This window comes from Pseudarthrobacter sp. LMD1-1-1.1, assembly GCF_040676255.1.
In the GTDB taxonomy this organism is placed as follows: Bacteria; Actinomycetota; Actinomycetes; order Actinomycetales; family Micrococcaceae; genus Arthrobacter.
The window spans coordinates 194,050-216,007 of record NZ_JBEGHP010000025.1; the positions used below are offsets into that span (position 1 = coordinate 194,050).

Here is a 21,958-nt window from a genome sequence, read left to right on the forward strand (position 1 = left end):
GCGGGGCGCGCTACGGTGTTGGGCTGCCGCCGTTGACGTTGAGCGTCTCACCCACCACATAGCTGGACTCGGGCGAGGCCAGGAAGACGTAGGCGGGGGCGAGCTCGGCGGGCTGGCCCGCGCGGCCCAGGGGAGTGGACTGGCCAAACTCGGGCAGTTCCTCCTTGGGCTGGCCGCTGCTGACCTGCAGGGGCGTCCAGATGGGCCCCGGGGCCACCGCGTTTACCCGGATTCCCTTGGGCGCCAGCTGCTGGGCCAAGCCCTTGGTGAAGTTGTTGATGCTGGCCTTGGTGGTGGCGTAGTCCACCAGCGTGGGGGACGGGTTGTAGGCCTGGATCGACGTGGTGTTGATGATGGTTGAGCCCGCGGGCATGTGCGGCACGGCGGCCTTGGTCACCCAGAACATGGCATAGACGTTGGTCTTCAGCGTGTGGTCGAACTGCTCGTCGCTGATGTCCTGCAGGTCCTCCTGCGCAACCTGCTTTCCGGCGTTGTTGACCAGGATGTCAACCCCGCCCAGCACGGCCACCGCCGTGTCCACCAGTTCCCGGCACACGGCGGAGTCCTTCAGGTCGCCGGGTACCTTGACGGCCTTGCGGCCGGCGGCCTCAATGAGTCCGGCAATGCGCGAGGCGTCCTCCTCTTCCTGCGGCAGGTAGGAAAGCACGACGTCGGCGCCCTCCCGTGCGAAAGCGATCGCCGTTGCTGCCCCGATGCCTGAGTCCGCGCCGGTCACGATGGCCCGGCGGCCTTCCAGCCGCCCGGTGCCCCGGTAGGTCTCTTCGCCGAGGTCGGCCTTGGGCGCCAGGTCCGCATCGAGCCCGGGCTCGGGCTGGTGCTGCTTGGGCGGGGAGATCTTTTCGTAGGCAGTCACGGGATTACGGAAGGTGTACTGGTCAGTCATGGTGGTACTCCTGTTCGTGCGGGACGCGGGCTGGTTCTTCGCCCGGATGGTGCAGCAGCCCCGGGCTGCCGGGGCAACCACTAAAAACTAAGCATGCTTACGGTTCCTACCCTAGGCAGAAATCCGCCGCCCTGCCAAGCTGCTCCGCGGGCTCAGCCGCGGCTGACCTCCACCAGCCTGACCTCCGCCAACCGCCCGCCGTCCACCACGGCCTCCATGAAGGTACATGCCGGCTGGCGGCGGCGGTCGGTGGGCGATCCTGGATTCAACAGCCGCAGCCCGTTCGGCGACACCGTATCCCAGGGGATGTGGCTGTGCCCGAACACCAGGACGTCGGCGTCGGGAAACAGCGCGTCGCATCGCTGTTCCCGGCCCTTTGCCTGGCCGGTCTCGTGGACCATGGCAAAACGGACACCATCCAGGACTGCGGTGGCGGTCGCGGGCAGCCGCCTCCGCAGCTCCGGGCCGTCATTGTTGCCAAAAACCCCCAGCAGGCGCCGGCTCCTGCGTTCGAACTCGTCCAGCAGTGCCGCCTCCACCCAGTCGCCGGCGTGGAAGACCGCATCGGCGCGGTCAACCGCGTCCCACACCTGCCCGGGCAGGCTCCTGGCCCGTTTGGGCACGTGGGTATCCGCGAGCAGGACAAGGTTCAATGGCATACCCGAATCCTGCCACGGTGCCCTGTTCCCGTACGGCCGGGAGTCGTAATCTGGGGGCTTGGAGGTGATTGCCATGGAGGCAGCCCAAGGCGACCGCATCGTTGTGCACGGGAGGACGGTGGGGTCTTCGGACCGGCACGGGGTGATTCTGGAGGTCCGCGGCGAGGGCGGCAGTCCGCCGTACGTCGTCCGCTTCGACGACGGGCACGAAACCGTCATGTATCCCGGCGGCGATTTCGCCGTCGAGCACGGACACAGCACCTGACGCTCCTGCAGGACTGCACCGGCGCCGCTTCACCTGTCAGACTGGAGCAATGGATCATTTTCCGTCCGCAGGCATGTCCTCCACCCCGCCGCAGCGCACCGGTCCCCGCGACCCGGGCGACGCCTGGGTGGAAGGGGACCGCGGCAGGTACTGGGGCCGCTTCGGCGCCGCGGGCGTCCTTGCCTGGGACCCCGCCAAAGGCGTGCTCCTGCAGCACCGTGCGGTCTGGAGCCACAACGGTGGAACCTGGGGGCTGCCCGGCGGTGCCCTGCACCAGGGCGAAGAACCCGTTGACGGTGCCCTCCGCGAGGCGTACGAGGAAGCCGCCGTCCCATCGGAGAGCGTGGAAGTGCTGTTCACGTCCGTGCTGGACCACGGCTACTGGTCCTACACCACGGTGGTAGTGAGGGTGCGGGAAGCCTTCGAGCCGGTGATCAGCGACCCCGAAAGCATCGCCCTGCTCTGGATCCCGGTGGCAGAGGTGGAAGCCCTGGACCTGCACCCCGGTTTCGCGGCGGCGTGGCCGGAACTGCTGGCGCAGCTGGACACCGGCGAACCCTGGTAGGCCGGCCCCGGACTCCTCCCCGGGAGCTTCCGGCTAGTAGCCTTCGCCGTACTCGGCGGTCACCAGGATGGGCAGGTGGTCTGAATTTCCGCGCGGGAGCGTCTCCACGCTGGCGATGTCCAGGCCCAGCGAGGTGGCGAAGTCGAAGTGGCCCTTGAACACCTTGTAGCGGGTGTACGTGCGCCGGTTGCTCAGGGAGAGGGCATACCCGGAGTTCTTCATGTGCATGTCCAGGTTCTTGGTGAAGAACGGGTAGTTGAAGTCACCCACCATCAGGGTCATCAGACCCTTGCCCATGCTGAGCAGTTCCGCGTGGGCTGCGTGGATCTGCTTGCGCCGCAGCGAGTTCGACGCCGTCAGCGGGGCTGCATGGAAGGAACCGATCACCAGCTCGTGCTGCGTTTCGGTGTCCATCACCCTGGTGCCGATGAGCCGTTCATGGGCCGGAGCCAGCACCCTGTCATGCATTGATTTCTTCAACGCGAAGGATTGCGTGTCCAGTGCGGTGAAGCGGCTCGTGCGGTAGTAGATGGCCAGGCCCAGCCGGTTGCCCTTGGTGGCATCCGCCAGGTGCAGCGGGCCGAGGGTCTCCGGGAGGTCGCTGGCGTCCACTTCCTGGAGGCACAGCGCATCGATGTCATGGTTGCGGGCCAGGGCGAGAAGTTCGCCGCTGGCCTTGTGCTTGCGGAGGTTGTAGCTGATGACGCGCATGAAACACCTCTTTTGAGGGTTGCTGACAGGACCAGTTCCTTACTCTAGTCCGATTGCCACCCGCACCCTCCAACATTTCGTTGCCCGCGCCGCCGCGCCGTGCGGTGTCCACGGGGGATAGAGTTAGTGGCAATTCACTGAATTTCCGTAAGGGGCCAGCCTTGACTGCAGACCTGCCTGAACTCGCCGAAGGCAATTTCTACTACCAGGACCTGGGCGGCGGGCGGTTCCGCTCCACCATCCACGCCCAGGGTGCCTGGAACGTCCACGAACAGCACATGGCCCCGGCGTCGGGCCTCATGGCAGATGCCCTGGAACGGCACCAGCCACGGGAAGACATGCGGATGGCCCGCCTCAGCTACGAGATCCTTGGACTGATCCCGGGCGGCGAGTTCCGGATCGAGACCACCACGCTGCGTCCCGGAAGGACCATCGAACTGGTGCAGGCGGAGCTGGTGGCCGGCGGCCGCACCGCCATCCGCGCCGCCGGGTGGCGCATGCTGACCAGCGACACCGCTGAAGTCGCCGCCGTCGAGGACGCAGGGATCCCCGGCCCCGACGAATGCAAGCCGTACGACGGCGCCGCCGTCTGGCCCGGCGGCTACATCCGCTCCCTCGAAATGAGGGTGGCCGAGGGCCACCGGCCCGGAGCGGGCAAGGTGTGGCTCCGCACCGACCACCCCCTGACCGACCGCGCCGACAGCGGCGACCTGGCCCGCCTCATGGGCATGGTGGACACGGCCAACGGCATCGCGGCCAGGGTTCCGCCGGGGAAAGGCAGCTACGCGTTCCCCAACCTGGACCTACAGATCCACATGTACCGCCGCCCCCGGGGGGAATGGCTCGGACTGGACAACGCGGTGTCGTTCGGCAGCGACGGAATCGGGCTGACATCCACCGTCCTGCACGACCGGCAGGGGCCGTTCGGGCGGGCTGAACAGATCCTGACCCTGCGCAAATCCTGATGATTCCCACTCCCTGACCTTGTGACTGGTCCTCGCCGTGCGCGGGTCCTGACCTATGGTGCGGGCATGTATCGCTGAGTATCGTTGTATATCGTTCACGATTGGCAAAGGAGTTCATGATGCGTGCTTCATACCCTGCGGGCGGATTCGGCGGGAACAATCTTGACGGTATGTGGCAGGCCGTCGAGGAACTGCGCTCCCGGTTCGAAAAGCGGGCCGGAACCCGCGCCGGGAAAGGTGAGGTCAGGACGGCGGTGCTGGCCCTGCTGGCCGAACGGCCCATGCACGGCTACCAGATCATCCGCGAGATCGAAGAACGCAGCGGGGGCAGCTGGAAACCGAGCGCGGGCTCCGTCTACCCCACCCTGCAGCTGCTGGCGGATGAAGGATCAATCACTGCCGAGGAATCCAACGGCCGCAAAATCTACTCATTGACCGAAGCCGGCCGCGAGGAAGTGGCGGCCCACCCCGGGGCTGCGCCCTGGGATCCGGCCGGCCCCCTGCCCGGCGGCGTTGCTTCCCTGCCCAAAGCCGGGATCGAGCTGGCCCAGGCCGCGGCGCAGGTTGGCCGTACCGGCACCCAGGAGCAGGTGCACCAGGCGGTGGCGGTGCTGGACGAGGCCCGCCGCCGCCTGTACGCGATCCTCGCCCAGGACTGACGGGGGTGGCGTCCACCGTCCAGGACAGGGCGAACCCCCAGCTGCCCCTGCGGGAACACCGCGGCCGCTACCGGCGGATTCTGCGCTTCGCTGCCTGGAACCTCGCCGCCACGTGGTGGTTCGAGCTGTTCCTGCCCCGGATTGGCCTCGGCCGGGTGGCCGCCAGGACGCGGTCACGGCGGATGCGGAGCTTTGCCCAGCGCTTCCATGACCTGGCCGTGGACCTCGGTGGCCTCATGATCAAGGTGGGCCAGTTCCTGTCCTCCCGGCTCGATGTCCTTCCGCCCGAGATCACCAAGGAGTTGGAGGGGCTGCAGGACGAGGTGCCGCCGGTCGACTTCCCGGCCATCTCCGCCCTGGCCGCCAGGGAATTGGGAACACCGCTGGAGCACGTTTTTGCCTCGGTGGACCCGGCACCGATCGCGGCTGCCTCCCTGGGCCAGGCCCACCGCGGCCGCTTGAATCCTGCCGACGCCGGGGACACCGGACTCGACGCCGTGGTCCTGAAAGTGCAGCGCCCGGGCATCGGCGCGATTGTCGACGTCGACCTTGCCGCCCTGCGCAAGGTTGCCGGCTGGCTCAGCCACATCCGGCTCGTTTCCCGCCGCGCCGACATGCCGGCGCTGGTGGAGGAATTCGCCCAGACCAGCCTGCTGGAAATCGACTACCTGCACGAGGCCGTCAACGCCGAGCGGTTCGCCGCGGATTTCGCCGGGGACGACCGCGTGGAAGTCCCGGGCGTGGTGTGGGAACGGACCACCCGCCGTGTGCTCACCCTGGAGGACGTCACAGCCATCAAGATCACGGACGTCCGGGCGCTCCGTGCCGCCGGCATCGATCCCGCCGCGGTTGCACCGGTATTCGCGTCCATCATGTTCGACCAGCTGTTCACCAACGGCTTCTTCCACGCCGACCCTCATCCGGGGAACATCTTCGTCACCCCGGTCCCCCCGGACGCAGGGGGACTTCCCTGGAAGCTGACGTTCATCGACTTCGGGATGATGGGCGAAGTCACGGCCTCCACGCGCAGCGGCCTGCGGAAGCTGCTGATCGCAGCCGCCGCCCGGGACGGCAAGGGGCTCGTGGCGGCCATCAATGACGTGGGCGTCCTGATGCCGTCAGCCGACAGCGTGGGCCTGGAACGCGCCATGACGCAGCTCTTCGCCCGCTTCGGCGGCATGGGATTCGCCGAACTGCGCGAGGTCGACCCGCGGGAGTTCCGTGACTTTGCCGTGGAGTTCGGCGACGTGGTCCGGTCGCTGCCGTTCCAGCTGCCGGAGAACTTCCTGCTGATCATCCGGGCCATGTCCCTGACCTCCGGGGTATGCAGTGCCCTGGATGAGCGTTTCAACCTCTGGGATTCGGTGGAGCCCTACGCCGCGCAGCTGCTGCGGAACGAACGGGGCAACGTGGTGCAGGACGTTGCCCGGCAGGCTGTCGACGCTGCCGGTGTTGCCCTCCGCCTCCCGGGCCGCCTGGATGCCCTGGCCGGGAGGCTGGAGGAAGGATCGCTGCAGGTTTCCGTCCCACGCCTGGAGCGCCAGGCTGCGCGGCTGGACCGGGCTGTGCGCCGCTCAGCCTCCGCCCTGGTCTTCGGGGCCCTGCTGCTCGCGGGAGCCATTGTCCGCCCCGACGACCTTGCGCTGGGCAATGTGCTGATGACCGCGTCGGCCCTTCCGCTGCTGCACGCGCTGTGGGTGGGGCGGCGGGGACGTTAAGGCGGCTGCCGCCGTCGGGCGTAACCTAGGGGTGGCCTGCCCGTCCGCGGGCCATGAACCGCCGCCACTGAAACCTGTCGACGTTGAAATTGTCGCCGCCACACCATGGGAGCTTCGCCACAATGCACCACACCGGTACCGGATCCAGCACGCTCACCGTGGTGCGGCAGGACGTGTCGCTCGGCGCGGGCCGGGACCTCGAATTCGGCCTGGAGCTGCTGGCAAGGGCACGGAGCGGCGCCATTGGTCCCACCCTGCGGCTGTACCGGCCGTCGCCCACCGTGGCGTTCGGGCAGCGGGATACCCGGCTGCCGGGATTCGACGCCGCAGCCCAGGCCTGCCGGGACAACGGCTTCGAACCCCTGGTCCGGAGGGCGGGCGGCCGCGCTGCCGCCTACCACCGGGGCACCCTGGTGGTGGACCACATTGAACCGGATACCGACGCCGTCGCCGGATCCAAAGCCCGGTTCGGCTACTTCGGGGACCTGTTTGCGGAGGCGCTGCGGAGCGTGGGCGTGCAGGCGGCCGTGGGTGAAATTCCCGGTGAATACTGTCCCGGCGAATTCAGTGTCCACGGTACCGACCCCGCAGACAGCTCCCGGAGGGTGAAACTGGTGGGCACCGCCCAGCGGGTTGTCTCCGGCGGCTGGCTCTTCAGCTCGGTGATTGTGGTGGAGGACTCCGCCCCGATCCGGAAGGTCCTTACCGACAGCTATGCCGCGCTCGGCCTGGACTGGGATCCCGCCACCGCCGGCGCCGCCAACGATCTGGTGCCAGGCCTGGACGTCGCCGCCGTCGAGCAGGCCATCCTTAACACGTATGCGGGCCATGCCACCCTGGAAACTGCTTCCTTCAGCAGCCTGGGGGCATGACCCGCAACAGTTCCGGCGCGGCGGCCGGTCAGGCGGCCAGGCGGCTCTTGACCTCCGCGGCGGACGGGTTGGTGGCCGCGGTGCCGTCCGGGAAGAGGACCGTGGGGACGGTGCGGTTGCCACCGTTCAGCTGCTCCACGAGTTCAGCCGTGCCGTCCACCTCTTCGATGTTGATTTCGGTGTAGCCGATGCCCTGTGCGTCCAGCTGCTTCTTCAGCCGGTTGCAGTAGCCGCACCAAGTGGTGGAAAACATGGTGATGGTGCCGGATTCGGGAGTGAAGTCCACAGGGATCTCCTATACGTCGCTTGAAAGGTTTCCTTACTGTCAACCGTAGCGTGGCCGGCGGTATTCCCCCGTGCCGGGTGGCCGCTGCGGTGCCTGGATGACAGTTTGTGGCGGGCGGTGGCAAGCTTGTGGCATGTGTGGACGCTACGTAATGGCACGCGCCGTGGGTGATCTCCTGGCCGAATTCGACGCCGGGCTGGAGGACGAGGTCACCATCCCGCCGTCCTGGAACGTGGCACCCACCGACGCGGTCCCCATCGTGCTGGAGCGGCTGGTGGATGGCGATGCCGAGCCCCGGCAGGTCCGCCAGCTGCATGTGGCGCGCTGGGGCCTGGTCCCGTCCTGGGCAAAGGATCCCGGGATCGGATCCCGCATGATCAATGCCCGGAGCGAATCCGTGCTGGAGAAGCCGGCCTTCCGGAAGGCTGTGCAGTCCCGCCGCTGCGCCGTCCCGGCGGACGGCTACTACGAATGGAAGCAGGGGCCCGGGAAATCGAAGCAGCCCTACTACGTGCACCCGGGCGGGGACCATGGGTTGGTTTTCGCCGGCCTCTACGAGTGGTGGAAGGACCCGTCCGTGCCGGAGGGGGAGCCCGGACGCTGGCTGCTGTCGACGTCGATCCTCACGGCCGACACGCCGCCGCCAGGGACGGAATCCACCATCTTCGGGAAACTGACCGAGCTGCATGACAGGGTGCCGCTGCCCATGGACAAGGCCACGATGGAGGCCTGGCTGGACCCGCAGGCGGACGATGCCGCTGCACTCGTTGACCTGGTGCGGTCAGGGGTTAAGGAGGCAGCCGCCGACTGGCAGGTGGACTCCGTGGGCAAGGAAGTGGGCAATGTCCGCAACAACGGCCCGGAACTGATCCGCCCGGTGGAAGCCCTGTTCTAGCAGCCCCGCCGGGGCCGCCGCCCGTCAGACGGTGACCGTGCCGGCGTCGTCCACTGCCCAGGTGGGGTTGTACGCCACTTCCCAGCGGAACCCGTCAGGGTCGGCAAAATATCCTGCGTAGCCGCCCCACGCCTTGGTGACGGGCTCGGCAACGATGGCAGCACCGGCCGCCGCAGCCTGTTCCATGACGCTGTCCACTTCCTGCGGGCTTCCCAGGTTGTGGCTGAGCGTGATGCCGGGGACGCCGGCGGGAGGACTGGTGCCGGCTTCGGCCTGCATCTGGGTGCTGACCCAGAGGGAGAGCACCAGCCCATGGTTCACCTGGATGAACAGGACTTCCCCGGCAACCTCGCGGTGGACGGGCTAGCCAAGGCCGTCCACGTAGAAGGCGCGCGAGGCCTCGACACTGCGGACACCGAGGGAGATAAAGTCGACTCTGGGCTCCATGCTTCGATACTGTCAGATGATGGCGACAATTCAAGGAAACGATAGGGATGCCCGGGCCGACAGGGAACAGCTCGCTGCCGTCCGGGTTGCTGTTGACGAGGTGGATGAGCAGATTGTCACCCTCATCGCCCGCCGCGAGCGGCTGATCAGGATCGCCGGTACGCTGAAGGGTGATGACGCCGAGGTGCGCGCCCCGGGCCGGGTGGAGCGGATCATTGAACACGTGCGGGCTGCTGCCGAGAAAAAGGACATTGACCCGGACATCGTGGAGTCAACCTACCGGGCCATGATCTCCGCGTTCATTGAACTTGAACTGCGGATCCATAAAGAAAACAGCTGAGGAAGCTTAGAGCGCTTCCTCCACCGGCACCCCGTGCTGGAACTCCCGTCCGTCCGCCTCACTGAAGGCGGACAGGACATGCCCCTGCCCGAGCCCGTTCAACGCCGTCAGGGGAAAGCTGCCGGTGATGCTGCTCTGTGAGTGGGTGACGCCGGACAGGTCGTAATCCTCTTCGATTCCCTGGTCCCGGTTGAACGCGTAGCAGGCGATGGCCTCCCCGTTCATGAACTCAATGCACAGCCGGCGCTGCGCCGAATAATCAGGTGAGGCTCCCATCAACCCCACCACGTAGGCGCCGGATACCGGTATGGTGCCGTCGATATCGAACGTGGCGACCAGGGTGGAGTCCTCGGTCTTGATGCTGGCCTGCTTCAGGAGCGCGTCATCGGTACTCATGCCAACATCCTGCTCCCTGCCGCACGCCCCGTCCACCCCCGCCTATGTTTTGATGCCATCCCGGCGTAGACTGGTTTTATTCGAATACATATTCGAATACCTGTTATGGGGAGAATCGTCCGGGAGGTGCGCATGGGCATGTTCAGCGAGTCTGTTGACGTGGTGTGCAACAAAGCCGGACAGCCGGAATCGTTGACCTGGGCCGGGGCTTCCTACACCGTCTGCGCCGAACCCCTCCGGTGGTACGAACGCCGGCAATGGTGGGCGGAGGACAGCAGGGCACCGCTGGGAAGCGGCCAGGGCGTGGTGGATCACGAAATCTGGCGCGTGCAGGTTCTGCCCTCCCGGGCAGCCTCCCGTTCCGCTGCGCCGGAAGAACCGGCCGGCGCAGAACCCCTCACCCTTGACCTGACCCGCCATCTCCGCAGCAACCGTTGGCGGCTGCTGCGGATCCATGACGCCCTCCGCCATAGAACAGCCTGACCAGTCCAGCATGAGCTTCACCCACCTTCACGTTTCCACGGCGTTCAGCGCCCATTACGGTGTTTCCTGGCCGGAGGAACTGGCCATGGCTGCCGCCGCCGACGGTGCCACAGCCCTCGCCTGTACAGACCGGGATGGCCTCTACGGAACCATCAAGCACCTCAAGGCCTGCATGGCCGCGGGCATCGACCCCATTGTGGGGGTGGACCTTGCAGTGTTTGACGACGACGGCGATCACCGAACGCAGGTGTCAGGCAGGGTGGTGGTGCTGGCCCGCGGCCAAAACAATGGTGCCGGATACCGTGCGCTGTGCCGCCTGGTTTCCGACGCCCACGCAAGGACCTCGGGGAAAGCCGGGGGAGCGGTGCCCGCTGCTGTCACCCGCGCCGAACTGGCCTCCCGCACCCTGGACCCCCAAACCCTTAAGCCGGTGCTCACCGTACTGCTCGGCCCTGATTCGGATGTGGGCCGGGCCATGGGCGGACGGCGCTACCTGCGGCCCCGGACCCTCTTCAAGCAGTGGCTCGACGCCATGCCCGCCGGAACCGTGGTGGCTGAAATCGTCTCCCAACTCAGCGCACCTGGTACCCCGATGAGCACGGCGCATGCTGTGCGCATGCTCAGGCTCGCCGAGGAACACCAGGTACCGGCGGTCCTGTCCAATGCCGTTAGGTACTGCGCTGCGGACGGAGCACCAACCGCTGACGTCCTGGATTCGGCCCGGACATTGAAGTCCCTGCCCGAACTGGCAGGGGAACCACTCCTGCAGCCCACCGGCCAGGGGTGGCTGAAAACCCCGGCGCAGATGCTGGGGCTGGGTAAGGAAATCATTTCCGCTGCCGGTTATGGTGCCGCCGACCTCAAGCAGCTGATGACACAGACGGAGGCGCTCGCCGATCTCTGCCGGATCGATCCCACCTCAGACATGGGATGGAAACAGCCCGTGGTTCCCGAAGCATCCGTTATTGGCATCAGCCAGGATCCGCACGCTGAACTCATCCAGCGTTGCCATGCAGGAATCGGCCGGAGGTTCCCGGGCACCACTGGCAACACGGAGAAGGAGATCCTGGCCCGCCTGGACCATGAGCTTGGGATCATCGACAACCTGGGCTTCTCCTCGTACTTCCTCACTGTTGCCGAGGTGTCCCGGATGATCCAGGACATGGGGGTCAGGGCGGCAGCAAGAGGATCGGGAGCATCCAGCCTGGTCAATTACCTGATCGACGTCAGCCATGTGAATCCCCTCCAGCACGACCTGATCTTTGAACGTTTCCTCTCCAACGACCGCGCCACCCTTCCGGACATCGACATCGACGTCGAAAGCGCTGAACGCCACAACGTCTACCACCGCATCTTCGAACGCTTCGGCTCTGAACGGGTAACCCTGATGAGCATGCAGAACGGATACCGCGCCCGTGGTGCCGTGCGCGACGCCGGCCTGGCGCTGGGCATGGACGACGACGAGGTGGGGGAGATCGCCAAGCAGCTGTGGCGGTTCTCTGCACGGAAATTCCGGGAAGCACTGCAGGAAAAACCGGAACTGCGAGAGTTTGCCGGCCGGGTGGAGCAACGCGACGCCCATGGCAACCAGCAACTGGACCTGCTGGTGGACCTGACCGAACGGCTCGACCGGCTGCCCCGCCACATATCCATGCACCCGTGCGGCGTCATCCTGGGTGATGCCACCCTCCTGGACCGCACCCCGGTCCAGCCCAGCGGTCTTGGACTGCCCATGAGCCAGTTCGATAAACATGACATGGACCCCATGGGCATGCTCAAACTCGATGTCCTGGGTGTCCGCATGCAAAGCGCCATGGCGTTTGCGGTCCGGGAGATCATCAGGATCCATCCCTCCAAGGAGGAAGTGGTCAAGGCGGGGAACCACCCTGCTGGCCCGGAAGGTTCCGGCCCCGACTACATTGCCTCCAACGGCCGGATAGACCTCAACGCCGTCCCCCTCGACGACGAAGCCACCTATGAGCTGATCAGGAGCACACATACCCTTGGCTGCTTCCAGATCGAATCACCCGGGCAGCGGGAACTGATCGGCAAAATGGCGCCGCGGGAGTTCAACGACCTCATCATCGATATTTCACTGTTCCGCCCGGGACCGATGAAATCGGACATGGTGCGGCCCTTCCTGGAACACCGGCACGGATTCGCCCCTGAGGTCTACCCGCACCCTGACCTCAAGCCGGTGCTGCAGGAAACCCACGGGGTCACCGTCTTCCATGAGCAGATCCTGAAAACCCTCCACGTCATGACCGGCTGCGGCCTGGCAAAAGCCGACGAATTCCGGCGGGCACTCAGCAGCGAGGCCGGAGAAGCGCGGGTGGAGGAGTACTTCCGGTGCCACGCCAAGGCCAGGGGGTACGCCCCCGAGGTGGTGGACAAAGTGTGGGGGACGTTGAAGTCCTTTGCCAGCTTCGGCTTCTGCAAAGCCCACGGGGCTGCTTTCGCTGTCCCCACCTACCAGTCCGCCTGGCTCAAGACACACCACCCGGAAGCCTTCCTTGCAGGATTATGGGAGCACGACCCCGGCATGTACCCCAAACGGCTGCTCGTGGCCGAAGCCCGCCGGCTGGGCATCCCCATCCTTCCCCTGGACATTAACCGCAGCAAAGCCGAATACCGGGTGGAGCGGATCGGGACAGGCACGGACGCCGGCAGGCTGGGAATCAGGCTAAGCCTGAACGGGATTTACGGCCTGTCTGCTGCAGAACTGAAGCGGATTGTCGCCGGCCAGCCATATGACTCACTGGCGGATCTCCGGGCGCGCTCGCGGCTCAGCAAGCCAAGCATTAGGCGCCTTGCGCAGCTGGGGGCCTTTGATTCCCTGCACCGCGAAGCCGGAGGCACCGCCAACCGCGCGGACCTGGTGCACCATTTGCAGCAGCTTCAATCAGCCAATGGCCAGCGGAAAGGCTTTGAGGTGCTGGAGGGGCAGTTGTCCCTTCCCCTGGGCGACGTCGAACTGCGTAACATCAAACCTGGACTTCCCGCCCCCACAATGGTGGACAACGTCAGGGCGGAATTGGATCTCATGGCCGTCGATGTCAGTTCCCACCTGATGGACAGCCACAGGCCCCTGCTGGAAAGGCTGGGCGTCACCACTGCCGACAAACTTCTCAGCCTGCGCAACGGGACCGAAGTGCTGGTGGCAGGGGTGCGGGTGGCCACCCAGACTCCTCCCATGCGCGGCGGCAGGCGGGTGGTGTTCATCAGCATCGACGACGGCACCGGCTGCGTGGATTCGGTCTTCTTCCACGAGGCCCAGGAAAACGCCGGTCCGCTTCTGTTTGGAACCCGCCTGCTGCTGATCCGCGGGACCACCCGAAGGACCGGTCCGCGGGGCATCAGCATCAGCGCGAGCATGGCCTGGGACCTGGGCAAAACGGACAGTTTGCCCTTGCCGGAGTCCATCGGCGGGTCCACCGGGGTGTCCGGCTCGGAAGCCTTCGGCGATGTGCCACATCCCCTCGATGGCATCAGCAGGACGCTGGCGATCACCGGGTTCAACGGGTAACCGCGGTTCCGCACCCCCCGTGTGCCGCGTTGGTCGGCCCATACCGGAACCGATAGCATTGACGGTGGCTGGCTGTGGTCCCCGTATGCCACAAGCTATGAAGCCTCAACTTTGAATAGGAGACACCCGTGTCAGATGCCCAGCAGATCACCCTTCTCGTCGATGGCGAAGAGACCAAGGTGACTACCGGGACAACCGGTGCGGAACTCTTCTTTGAGCGCCGTGACGTTGTTGTTGCCCGCGTCAACGGCGAGCTGAAGGACCTGGACCAGGAACTTCCTGAAGGCGCCGAGGTGGAAGGTGTCACCATTGATTCCGCCGACGGCCTGAACGTCCTGCGGCACTCCACCGCCCATGTCATGGCCCAGGCCGTGCAGCAGCTCCGTCCCGACGCCAAACTCGGCATCGGCCCCTACATCACCGACGGCTTCTACTTCGACTTCGACGTTGCCGAGCCGTTCACTCCCGAGGACCTCAAGACCCTCGAAAAGATGATGCAGAAGATCATCAACCAGAACCAAAAGTTCGTCCGCCGCGTGGTCAATGAGGACGAGGCCCGCGAAGCCATGAAGAACGAGCCCTACAAGCTCGAGCTCCTGGGCAAAAAGAACGAAGCCGCCGAAGCCGGGGAAGGCGTGAACGTCGAAGTCGGCGCCGGCGACATCACCATCTACGACAACGTGGAACGCAAGGAAGGCACCACCGTCTGGTGCGACCTCTGCCGCGGCCCCCACCTGCCCAACACCAAGCTCATCTCCAACGCCTTCGCCCTGACCCGTTCGTCGTCGGCCTACTGGCTGGGCAACCAGAAGAACCAGCAGCTGCAGCGCATCTACGGCACCGCCTGGCCCACCAAGGACGCCCTGAAGGCCTACCAGGAACGCATCGCCGAAGCCGAGCGCCGCGACCACCGCAAGCTCGGCTCCGAACTGGACCTGTTCTCCTTCCCGGACGAACTGGGCTCCGGCCTGCCCGTCTTCCACCCCAAGGGCGGCATCATCCGCAAGGAGATGGAGGACTACTCGCGGCAGCGGCACGTCGAGGCCGGCTACGAGTTCGTCTACACCCCGCACATCACCAAGGGCCACCTGTACGAGGTCTCGGGGCACCTGGACTGGTACAAGGACGGCATGTTCCCTGCCATGCACGTCGACGGTGAACTCAATGAGGACGGCACCGTGCGCAAGCCCGGCCAGGACTACTACCTGAAGCCGATGAACTGCCCCATGCACAACCTCATTTTCCGCTCCCGCGGCCGGTCCTACCGTGAGCTGCCCCTGCGGCTGTTCGAATTCGGCTCCGTGTACCGGTACGAGAAGTCCGGTGTGGTGCACGGCCTCACCCGTGTCCGGGGCATGACACAGGACGACGCCCACATCTACTGCACCCGCGAGCAGATGAAGGACGAACTCACCAAGACCCTTACCTTCGTCCTGGACCTGCTCAAGGACTACGGGCTGAACGACTTCTACCTCGAGCTGTCCACCAAGGACCCCGAGAAGTACGTCGGCGACGACGCCACCTGGGAGGAAGCCACCAGGACCCTCGCCGAGGTAGCCCAGGAGTCCGGGCTGGAGCTGGTGCCCGATCCAGGCGGAGCAGCCTTCTACGGTCCCAAGATTTCCGTGCAGGCCAAGGATGCCCTGGGCCGCACCTGGCAGATGTCCACCATCCAGCTGGACTTCAACCTGCCCGAACGGTTCGAGCTGGAATTCCAGGCCGCCGACGGCAGCCGCCAGCGTCCCGTCATGATCCACCGCGCGCTCTTCGGATCGGTGGAGCGCTTCATGGGCGTCCTCACCGAGCACTACGCCGGGGCGTTCCCCGCGTGGCTGGCTCCGGTCCAGGTGGTGGGCATCCCCGTGGCGGAGGCGTTCAACGATTACATGTTCGACGTCGTTGGCCAGCTCAAGGCGGCGGGTATCCGCGCCGAGGTGGATACGTCCTCGGACCGCTTCCCCAAGAAGATCCGCACCGCCAGCAAGGACAAGATCCCGTTCGTGCTGATCGCGGGCGGAGACGATGCAGAGGCGGGCGCTGTTTCGTTCCGCTTCCGGGACGGAAGCCAGGACAACGGCGTGCCCGTCGCGGAAGCGGTCAAGCGAATCACCGAAGCCGTCCGCAACCGGACCAGCTAGCCGAACGGAAGCAGCACAGTGCAGGAGAACACAGGCGCAGGATATCCAGGCGATGCCGGCGTTACCGACGACTTTGCCCTCGCCGGTGTCCCGGACGCCTTCCAGCGCCTGTGGACTCCGCACCGCATGGCCTACATCAAGGGCGGCCAGCACCAGTTCAAGAACGAGAACGACTGCCCGTTCTGCGTAGGCCCCGGCCGCACCGACGAAGAGGCGCTCATCGTCTACCGCGGACGGACCTGCTACGTGGTGCTGAACCTGTTCCCCTACAATCCGGGCCACCTGCTGGTCTGCCCCTACCGGCACATTCCGGACTACACGGACCTTACGGTTGAAGAAACAGCGGAGTTCGCCGAGCTGACCCAGACGGCCATGCGGGTCCTGCGGAAAGTGTCCAATCCCGGCGGCTTCAACCTGGGCATGAACCAGGGCGTGGTGGGCGGTGCAGGTATCTCCGCACACCTGCACCAGCACATTGTGCCGCGCTGGGGCGGGGACGGTAATTTCTTCCCCATCATCGCCCAGACCAAAGCCATCACCCAGACCCTTGATGAGGTCCGCCAACAAGTGGCTGAGGCCTGGCCCGGGGAGTCGGATGCTGAATAGGCATGCCCGCGGTTTCTTCACCGCGCTGTTTACCCCACTGGCCCGCTGGCTCCTGAAAATTGGCGTCTCCCCGGACGCGGTCACCATCCTCGGAACCGCGGGTGTTGCCGCGGGAGCCCTCATCTTCTACCCCCTGGGTCAACTCTTTTGGGGAACCGTCTTCATCACCGCGTTCATCTTTTCCGACGTCCTGGACGGCATCATGGCCCGGATGCAGGACGTCAAGAGCCGTTGGGGAAACTTCCTCGACTCCACGCTTGACCGGGTCGCTGATGGGGCCCTCTTCGCCGGCGTGTCCGTATGGTTCTTCACCGGTGGAAACAACACCGCCATCGCCGTCAGCGCGCTGCTGTGCCTGGTCCTGGGCATGGTTGTGTCCTACGCCAGGGCCAAGGCCGAGTCGCTGGGGTTCACCGCCAACGTCGGGATCGCAGAACGGGCCGAACGCCTGGTCTCCGTGCTGGTGGTCACCGGCCTGACCGGTTTGGGACTGCCACCGGCGGTGCTCCTGGCCACCCTGGTCCTCCTGGCCGCGGCGAGCCTCATCACCGTCGTACAGCGCGTCGTTTCCGTGCGCCGGCAGTCACTGGCGGAACCCACACCCGCTGATTAAGCATGATTAAGCCGGCCGTGCGGCGGGGGACTAGTATATAAGTGCCCGGTCAAGCGACCCGGCAATCCGTGCGTGCACCTCCGGCAGCTGCCGCCGCATGCCCGGCGAAGATCATCTGTCTACCCATAGGGGTTTTTGTGTCTACACCTGATGTAAGCAACGAGGCCGGTTCGTCCGCGAACAGCGTCACGGGCAGCAGCCGCGTGAAGCGTGGCATGGCCGAGATGCTCAAGGGCGGCGTCATCATGGACGTCGTCAACGTCGAGCAGGCCCGCATCGCCGAAGACGCCGGTGCCGTGGCAGTCATGGCGCTGGAGCGTGTTCCGGCCGATATCCGCGCCCAGGGCGGCGTGTCCCGCATGTCCGATCCCGACATGATCGACCAGATCATCGACGCCGTGTCCATCCCGGTGATGGCCAAGGCCCGCATCGGCCACTTCGTGGAAGCCCAGGTCCTGCAGTCCCTCGGTGTCGACTACATCGACGAGTCCGAGGTCCTGACCCCGGCCGACTACGTCAACCACATCGACAAGTGGAACTTCAAGGTTCCCTTCGTCTGCGGTGCCACCAACCTCGGTGAGGCCCTGCGCCGCATCAACGAGGGCGCGGCCATGATCCGCTCCAAGGGCGAGGCCGGCACCGGCGACGTCTCCAACGCCACCGGACACATGCGCAAGATCCGCTCGGAGATCGCCAAGCTCTCCTCGCTGCCCGAGGACGAGCTGTACGTCGCCGCCAAGGAACTCCAGGCCCCGTACGAACTGGTCAAGGAAGTTGCCGCTGCCGGCAAGCTCCCCGTCGTCCTGTTCACTGCAGGCGGCATCGCCACCCCCGCTGACGCTGCCATGATGATGCAGCTCGGCGCCGACGGCGTGTTCGTCGGCTCCGGCATCTTCAAGTCCGGCAACCCTGCCCAGCGCGCCGCCGCCGTCGTCAAGGCCACCACCTTCTTTGACGACCCCGACGTCATTGCCAAGGCCTCCCGCGGGCTCGGCGAAGCCATGGTGGGCATCAACGTCGACGAGATCCCCCAGCCGCACCGCCTCGCCGAGCGCGGCTGGTAATTTCCGCGTTCTGTGACGCGCCGGACGGCGCGATCCTCGGCGTGCTATTCCCCGCCTCCCGCTGCCGCCATATTGGTGGTGGTTGGGGGCGGGGGCCCTTTTACGCACGCTGCCGGACCGCACCGTCCGGCGCTTCGGTCGGCTTCACTGCCTTGACCACGACGCCGGTTCCCTCACCTTTTCTGGTGGGGGAACCGGCGTCGTCCGTTTTTAAGTCTTTTTCTTGAACCGTCGATTGCTCCGTACTTGTCGTTTTCGGGGCTCAAAACGACAAGTGCTCAGCAATCGATGGGGGTTACTCCAGGCCGCGGCGCTTGAGCAGCGGGTCCAGTCCTGCTTCGCGGCCCCTCAGGATCCGGAAGGACTCCAGGGGGTCCCGGCTGTTGCCGCGGCTGAGGAGTTCTTGCCGGAAGCGTTCGCCGTTTGCGCGGGACTGGCCGCCGTTCTCCTTGAACCAGTCCACGGTCTCCGCGTCCAGGACCTCGCTCCAGATGTAGGAGTAATAGCCTGCGGCGTAGCCGGCGCCGGCGAAGATGTGCTGGAAGTAGCCTGTGCAGTACCGGGGCGGGATCAGGGGGTGCGCAATCCCTGCCGCAGCCAGGGCCTTAGCCTCGAACTCCACGGCATCGTCCGGAACGTCGCCTGGCTCCAGCGTGTGCCAAGCCAGGTCCAGGAGGGCTGCGCCCAGGTACTCGGTGGTGGCAAACCCTTCGCCCCAGAGCCGGGATTCCTCCAGCCTGTCCACAACGTCCTGCGGAAGAGATTCGCCGGTGACGTGGTGGCGCGCATAATGGGACAGCACTTCCGGCCACATGATCCACATCTCGTTCACCTGCGACGGATACTCCACAAAGTCCCGGGGCACGGCAGTGCCGGAAAAGCGGGGATAGGTGACGTCGGAGAACAAGCCGTGCAGGGCGTGGCCGAACTCGTGGAAAAGGGTGCGCAGCTCGTCCAGGGTGAGGAGCGTCGGCTCACCCGCGGGCGGCTTGGAAATGTTGAGCGTATTGATCACCACCGGCCGGGTGCCCAGCAGACCCGACTGGTCCACGAGCGAGTTCATCCACGCACCGCCGCGCTTGGATTCACGCGCATAGTAGTCGCCCAGGAACAACCCCAGGCCGGTTCCGTCCCCGTTCCGGACCTCCCAGATGCGAACGTCCGGATGATAGGCGCGGAGGTCGTGCCGCTCGTGGAACGTGATCCCGTACAGCGCAGTGGCTGCAAAAAACACTCCATCCGTGATCACCCGGTCCAGCTCAAAATACGGACGCAGGGCCTGCTCATCAACGTCGTACTTCTCCCGCCGCACCTTTGCCGAATAGTAGGCCCAGTCCCAGGCCTCCAGCGGATGCCCGGCGGCGTCGGCCAGGGCTGCCGCCTCGGCGTCGGCATTGCGGACGGCCGCCGGCGCCATCCGGCCCAGCATCGTCCGGACGGCTTCGAAGTCCGGCGCCGTCTGCCGGTCGGCCACCAGTTCGGCGTAGTTGGCGAAACCCAGCAGTTGGGCCTTTTCCGCCCGCAGCCCGGCCATCTCCCGGGCCAGGTCCAGGACATCCAGGCTCCCGCCGCCACTGCCCCTGGCCACGGATGCTTCGAACAGACGACGGCGGACGTTCCGGTTCTCGAGCGAGGCCAGCGCCGGCTGGTTGCCGGGCTGGATCAGGGTAAGCAGGAATTGCCCGTCGTGCCCGGCGGCGCGTGCCGCTTCCGCGGCACTGGCGACGTCGTCCGCCGGCAGGCCCGTCAGGTCGCCGGCGTCCTCCAGCAGCAGCGCTGCGGACTTCATCCCCTCCTTGACCCGCTGTCCGAACTCCGTGCCCAACCGGGCCAGCTCAGCGTTGATGGCACGCAGCTGCTCCTGGCCGGGCGCATCGAGCTGGATCCCGGACTGGCGGAACTCCTTGAGGTACTCCTCCACCAGGCGGGCTGACTCGGGATCCAGGCTGCCCGTATCTATGCCGGCAAAGCGTCCATACAGTGCATTGTTGAGGAAAACTTCGTCCTGGTGGGCCTGGAATCGCGGCGAAAGCTCTGTTTCAAGTTTCCGGATTTCCGCGGACACATCCGCCGACACCAAGGTGAAAAATGCCGCAGCCGCCCTGTTGAGGAGCTGCCCCGAGCGTTCCATGGCCAGTGCCGTGTTTTCAAACGTGGACGGCTCAGTGTTGCTGCTGATGGCCTTGATCTCGGCCAGGTGCGCGGCCAGTCCTGCTTCGATCGCTTCGCCGTACTCAACCGCCGCAAGAGCGTCGAAAGGCGGAAGCCCGTACGGCAGGGGACTGGCGGTGAGGAGGGGGTTGGTCATGGGCTAAACCTTTCACAGCGGGGCGCGGTTCTCAATTGATGGAAATGGTGCTGCCTCCCAGGTCACATCCCTAGAATTGCCGCTATGGTGTCCGTTCCGGGCCCCATTCCGCACGTGCTGGAAGGCGTACACGGGTTTGGCTATACGAGGGGGCCACCGGTCCATGAGCAAAAGTGCCACGACGCAGGCGGCTGCATCCCTGGGCGTGCCCTTACGGTGGGTGGGTCCGGGCGCCGTCACGGTCCTGGCCCTGGCCTACGGCATCTTCTGGTACTTCGCGCGCCCGGAAGGTGAACCCGTACTCCGCCATGTGGGCCAGCTGTTTGGCGGCGAATCCGTGCTGCTGTACTCCATCGCCCTGGTCCTGGTCAGCACACTCCCGCACGTTGAGCCGGTGTTCGGCGGCATAGACCATGCCGCGATCTGGCACCGCAGGGCCGCCGTTACGGCTACTGTCCTGTTGCTGCCGCACATAGAACTTGCGTCCAACCCGGAGGCAACCAGCGTGGGAAAGACACTGGCCGTGGCGGCCATTTCCGGCCTTGTGGCACTGGTGGTGTGGGCGGTGCTGCCGCGTTGGCGGACCATGCTGCCGGCGCCCGTCCGCCGCGTGGTGCTCGCCGCACTGCAGACCAAGGGGGTCCGCCTGGTGGTGCGCCTGCTGGGTGGTTATGAGCGCTGGCGCGGCTTCCACCGCCTCACAGGCTTGTTTGTGGCTGCCGGATTCCTGCATGGACTGCTCGATGCCAGTGCGTTTGAAGCGGCGCCCGTTCTGCGGTGGAGCTATGTGGCCCTCGGCGGAACGGGGCTGGCGTTCTACGTCTACCGGGAGCTGCTGGCGCGCCGTTTCCTGCCCCATCACGACTACCAGGTCGCAGGGGTCCGCCCGGTCGCGGCCGATCTGGTGGAGGTGGCGCTCCGTCCCCTGGGCCGGCCCCTGGCGTTCAAACCCGGCCAGTTCGCCATGGTTTACCTCGAAACAGCGGATGGCTGGCAGCGGCACCCCTTTTCCATTTCCGGGCCCGCCCAGGAGGGCGGCATCAGCATCACGGTCAAGGCTCTGGGTGACCACACCACAAGGCTTCCCGACGTGGTCCAGCCTGGGATGCCGGCCGTGGTGGGCGGCCCCTACGGCCGCTTTGACCGGCACAAGGGCACTGCCCACCAGGTCTGGATCGCCGGCGGGGTGGGGATCACGCCCTTCCTGAGCTGGCTGCGGTCGCTGGACGCAGACCCGGGCGGCGGGCTGCAGGAAGATGTCGACTTCTTCGTTACCTCGGCGGGCCCGTCGCCTTTTGCCGAGGAAATCATCGCCATCGCCAGGAACCACCCGCGACTCAAGGTCCATGTGGTTGACACCGAAAGGGACGGGCGGCTGACCCCGGCCGCGGTCATGGCCGCGGTGGGCACCGAACCGCGCCTGCTGTCAGTTTTCATGGGTGGGCCCGACGCCATGCTCCGGCAGTTCCGCAAAGCCTTCCGGGCAGCGGGTGTCCGCAGGCTCAACATCCACCGGGAGTACTTCCAGTGGCGGTGAT

Annotated in this window: 21 protein-coding genes and 1 pseudogene; 15 read left to right on the forward strand and 7 right to left on the reverse strand. The window is 65.9% G+C overall.

What is annotated here, in order from left to right; translation table 11 throughout:
* Positions 1-10: 10 nt before the first annotated feature.
* Both MRBLMD1_RS19630 and MRBLMD1_RS19635 read right to left on the reverse strand, forming a co-directional pair.
* Positions 11-904 carry a glucose 1-dehydrogenase gene (locus MRBLMD1_RS19630; RefSeq protein ID WP_224026183.1) on the reverse strand — a complete coding sequence of 298 codons (894 nt, stop codon included), beginning with the start codon at positions 902-904 and terminating at the stop codon, positions 11-13.
* Positions 905-1,056: 152 nt separating this feature from the next.
* The gene (locus tag MRBLMD1_RS19635; RefSeq protein WP_364402784.1) at positions 1,057-1,563 is read right to left on the reverse strand and encodes a metallophosphoesterase family protein; all 507 of its coding nucleotides are present in this window, start codon (positions 1,561-1,563) and stop codon (positions 1,057-1,059) included.
* 73 nt (positions 1,564-1,636) lie between these two features.
* On the opposite strand from MRBLMD1_RS19635, the gene MRBLMD1_RS19640 reads away from it, so the two are divergent.
* Together MRBLMD1_RS19640 and MRBLMD1_RS19645 are read left to right on the forward strand one after the other, a co-directional pair.
* Positions 1,637-1,828, forward strand: a complete 192-nt coding sequence (locus MRBLMD1_RS19640) for a DUF1918 domain-containing protein (RefSeq protein WP_275180200.1) — start codon at positions 1,637-1,639, stop codon at positions 1,826-1,828.
* Between the two features lie 49 nt (positions 1,829-1,877).
* Positions 1,878-2,393: an NUDIX hydrolase gene (locus MRBLMD1_RS19645; RefSeq protein ID WP_364402787.1), complete on the forward strand. Its 516-nt coding sequence runs from the start codon at positions 1,878-1,880 to the stop codon at positions 2,391-2,393.
* Between the two features lie 33 nt (positions 2,394-2,426).
* Here the strand turns inward: MRBLMD1_RS19645 and MRBLMD1_RS19650 are convergent, their stop codons facing one another.
* Positions 2,427-3,104, reverse strand: coding sequence for an endonuclease/exonuclease/phosphatase family protein (locus MRBLMD1_RS19650; protein WP_224026180.1), 678 nt, complete (start codon positions 3,102-3,104; stop codon positions 2,427-2,429).
* 161 nt (positions 3,105-3,265) lie between these two features.
* Here MRBLMD1_RS19650 and MRBLMD1_RS19655 point away from each other — a divergent pair, with 161 nt between their 5' ends.
* The 4 genes from MRBLMD1_RS19655 to MRBLMD1_RS19670 all read left to right on the forward strand — a co-directional run bounded on the left by MRBLMD1_RS19655 (position 3,266) and on the right by MRBLMD1_RS19670 (position 7,318).
* Complete coding sequence (locus tag MRBLMD1_RS19655; protein WP_224026179.1) at positions 3,266-4,069, forward strand: thioesterase family protein; 804 nt, start codon at positions 3,266-3,268, stop codon at positions 4,067-4,069.
* 119 nt (positions 4,070-4,188) lie between these two features.
* Positions 4,189-4,728 (forward strand): PadR family transcriptional regulator, encoded by a 540-nt coding sequence (locus MRBLMD1_RS19660; RefSeq protein ID WP_159635460.1) that lies wholly within the window; start codon positions 4,189-4,191, stop codon positions 4,726-4,728.
* 5 nt (positions 4,729-4,733) lie between these two features.
* A complete protein-coding gene (locus MRBLMD1_RS19665) occupies positions 4,734-6,446 on the forward strand; it encodes an ABC1 kinase family protein (RefSeq protein WP_159631873.1) in 1,713 nt (570 codons plus the stop codon).
* 122 nt (positions 6,447-6,568) lie between these two features.
* Positions 6,569-7,318 carry a lipoate--protein ligase family protein gene (locus MRBLMD1_RS19670; RefSeq protein ID WP_224026177.1) on the forward strand — a complete coding sequence of 250 codons (750 nt, stop codon included), beginning with the start codon at positions 6,569-6,571 and terminating at the stop codon, positions 7,316-7,318.
* A gap of 28 nt (positions 7,319-7,346) precedes the next feature.
* Here the strand turns inward: MRBLMD1_RS19670 and MRBLMD1_RS19675 are convergent, their stop codons facing one another.
* Positions 7,347-7,604 carry a mycoredoxin gene (locus MRBLMD1_RS19675; protein WP_141941622.1) on the reverse strand — a complete coding sequence of 86 codons (258 nt, stop codon included), beginning with the start codon at positions 7,602-7,604 and terminating at the stop codon, positions 7,347-7,349.
* A gap of 133 nt (positions 7,605-7,737) precedes the next feature.
* On the opposite strand from MRBLMD1_RS19675, the gene MRBLMD1_RS19680 reads away from it, so the two are divergent.
* On the forward strand, positions 7,738-8,499 hold the full coding sequence (locus MRBLMD1_RS19680) for an SOS response-associated peptidase (RefSeq protein ID WP_159631875.1): 762 nt from the start codon (positions 7,738-7,740) through the stop codon (positions 8,497-8,499).
* Between the two features lie 24 nt (positions 8,500-8,523).
* Here MRBLMD1_RS19680 and MRBLMD1_RS19685 read toward each other — a convergent pair.
* A pseudogene (locus tag MRBLMD1_RS19685) lies at positions 8,524-8,946 on the reverse strand (VOC family protein).
* Positions 8,947-8,962: 16 nt separating this feature from the next.
* On the opposite strand from MRBLMD1_RS19685, the gene MRBLMD1_RS19690 reads away from it, so the two are divergent.
* Entirely contained in the window at positions 8,963-9,286 is a 324-nt protein-coding gene (locus MRBLMD1_RS19690; RefSeq protein ID WP_159631877.1) for a chorismate mutase, read from the forward strand.
* A 6-nt stretch (positions 9,287-9,292) separates the two neighbouring features.
* Here MRBLMD1_RS19690 and MRBLMD1_RS19695 read toward each other — a convergent pair whose 3' ends face one another.
* Positions 9,293-9,682, reverse strand: a complete 390-nt coding sequence (locus MRBLMD1_RS19695; RefSeq protein ID WP_159631878.1) for a hypothetical protein — start codon at positions 9,680-9,682, stop codon at positions 9,293-9,295.
* Positions 9,683-9,814: 132 nt separating this feature from the next.
* Between MRBLMD1_RS19695 and MRBLMD1_RS19700 the strand changes: the two genes are divergently transcribed.
* The 6 genes from MRBLMD1_RS19700 (at position 9,815) to pdxS (ending at position 18,112) form a co-directional block, all read left to right on the forward strand.
* Positions 9,815-10,165: a DUF6504 family protein gene (locus MRBLMD1_RS19700; protein WP_159635463.1), complete on the forward strand. Its 351-nt coding sequence runs from the start codon at positions 9,815-9,817 to the stop codon at positions 10,163-10,165.
* A 10-nt stretch (positions 10,166-10,175) separates the two neighbouring features.
* Complete coding sequence (locus MRBLMD1_RS19705) at positions 10,176-13,691, forward strand: DNA polymerase III subunit alpha (RefSeq protein ID WP_364402795.1); 3,516 nt, start codon at positions 10,176-10,178, stop codon at positions 13,689-13,691.
* Between the two features lie 128 nt (positions 13,692-13,819).
* Positions 13,820-15,829 (forward strand): threonine--tRNA ligase, encoded by a 2,010-nt coding sequence (gene thrS, locus MRBLMD1_RS19710; RefSeq protein ID WP_364402798.1) that lies wholly within the window; start codon positions 13,820-13,822, stop codon positions 15,827-15,829.
* A gap of 18 nt (positions 15,830-15,847) precedes the next feature.
* Positions 15,848-16,435: an HIT family protein gene (locus tag MRBLMD1_RS19715; RefSeq protein ID WP_159631881.1), complete on the forward strand. Its 588-nt coding sequence runs from the start codon at positions 15,848-15,850 to the stop codon at positions 16,433-16,435.
* On the forward strand, positions 16,425-17,048 hold the full coding sequence (gene pgsA / locus MRBLMD1_RS19720) for a phosphatidylinositol phosphate synthase (protein WP_364402801.1): 624 nt from the start codon (positions 16,425-16,427) through the stop codon (positions 17,046-17,048). Before MRBLMD1_RS19715 ends, pgsA begins: the two co-directional genes overlap by 11 nt.
* 137 nt (positions 17,049-17,185) lie before the next feature.
* Positions 17,186-18,112: a pyridoxal 5'-phosphate synthase lyase subunit PdxS gene (gene pdxS, locus MRBLMD1_RS19725; RefSeq protein WP_159631883.1), complete on the forward strand. Its 927-nt coding sequence runs from the start codon at positions 17,186-17,188 to the stop codon at positions 18,110-18,112.
* A 295-nt stretch (positions 18,113-18,407) separates the two neighbouring features.
* On the opposite strand, the gene MRBLMD1_RS19730 is transcribed toward pdxS, so the two are convergent.
* Positions 18,408-20,420, reverse strand: coding sequence for a M3 family metallopeptidase (locus MRBLMD1_RS19730; protein WP_364402804.1), 2,013 nt, complete (start codon positions 20,418-20,420; stop codon positions 18,408-18,410).
* A gap of 163 nt (positions 20,421-20,583) precedes the next feature.
* Between MRBLMD1_RS19730 and MRBLMD1_RS19735 the strand changes: the two genes are divergently transcribed.
* Entirely contained in the window at positions 20,584-21,957 is a 1,374-nt protein-coding gene (locus MRBLMD1_RS19735) for a ferredoxin reductase family protein (RefSeq protein WP_364402806.1), read from the forward strand.
* Position 21,958 lies beyond the last annotated feature (1 nt).